The following is a 1,258-nucleotide window of genomic DNA, read 5'->3' on the forward strand; positions in this document are numbered from 1 at the left end:
ACCCCAACCTCAATCATATAAGTCAGGCACACGACTTTCAAAGATCGGCACGTCTTTTCGAACTTGTTTCACTTTCTCTAAATCTAGCGTTGTCGTGATGACTTCTTCTTTATGTTGCGATCCTTTTTCAAGGACATCACCCCACGGGTTGACGACCATCGAGCGACCACTAAATTCTACATTATTATAGCTCCCAATTCTATTGGCAGATAGGACGTACATTTGGTTTTCAATCGCACGAGCAATTTGCAAGTGTTCCCAATGGTTCGCTCGAGCTTCAGGCCATTCCGCAACGATAAATAATGCTTGGGCTTCGTCTAAAGCAAGCGGGCGAATAATTTCTGGAAAACGCAGGTCGTAACAAATGATTAGGCCGATCTTTAACCCTTCAAGTTCAAACACTTCAGGCCGTTTCTTCCCACCTTGCATATACTTGGGTTCATCTAACATAGGCACGAGGTGAGCCTTATCATATTCATAGACAACATTACCTTTACGATCAATGACGACTGCTGTATTGTAAATCCCATCCTCTTTCTTATTAGCAACAGAACCGGCAATTAAGTTGACGTCATGTTTTTGTGCAAGTTGTTGTAAAAAGGTGCGTGACGGTTCACCGTTATGATCAGCAATCTCCTCTAGCTGCGGTAACGTATAAGCAGTCGTCCACATTTCAGGGAGGACGATCGTATCAGGGTTTTCACCCTTCATGATCGATTCAACCCATGATTGGACTCGCTTGCGGTTCGCTTCAGGATCTCCAGGTACAATGTCCATTTGGCATATAGAAAATTTCAATCATATAACCCCCTTATTATAGCTTAAAAATTTTCCGAATGTTTTACTCATAGTGTACAGTATAACTATGAAACTTTAAAATAAAGTTATTATTGTATTTAAAAGTCAGTTCGCTGGATTATTGAAATTATCGCCGGAATATTATTTTTTCGCCGGAAAAGCAAGGGAAATCGCCGGAATGTTCTGTTCCGAGCTCCCGTTTCCATTTAGGAAGGTGTCAGTTTTGAGTGTATTTATAGAAGTTGTTTTACCAATTGTACTTATATTTTTTATCGGTTACGTCTTACAAAAGTGGCGTAAACTTGACGTTCGCTCTGTGTCCGCCGTAACGATCTACGTTTTTATTCCTGCGCTCGTTTTCCAGTCTTTTTATGAAACGGAGCTAGGACAAGAGTTTTGGACGATTGTTTTGTTTGCGTTTCTATTATTATTTGCGCTAATCCTTTTAAATAAAATTTTA

1 protein-coding gene and 1 pseudogene are annotated in these 1,258 nt (G+C 40.2%); one reads left to right on the forward strand and one right to left on the reverse strand.

The window, feature by feature from the left end; all coding sequences use genetic code 11:
* Window positions 1–9: 9 nt before the first annotated feature.
* On the reverse strand, window positions 10–798 hold the full coding sequence (locus tag A194_RS0116325; RefSeq protein ID WP_029425488.1) for a carbon-nitrogen family hydrolase: 789 nt from the start codon (window positions 796–798) through the stop codon (window positions 10–12).
* 223 nt (window positions 799–1,021) lie between these two features.
* Between A194_RS0116325 and A194_RS19060 the strand changes: the two are divergent.
* Window positions 1,022–1,258: pseudogene (locus A194_RS19060) on the forward strand (AEC family transporter); the annotation flags it as partial.

The sequence above is a fragment of the Alkalibacillus haloalkaliphilus C5 genome, from assembly GCF_000269905.1.
Classification (GTDB): Bacteria; Bacillota; Bacilli; order Bacillales; family Alkalibacillaceae; genus Alkalibacillus; species Alkalibacillus haloalkaliphilus_A.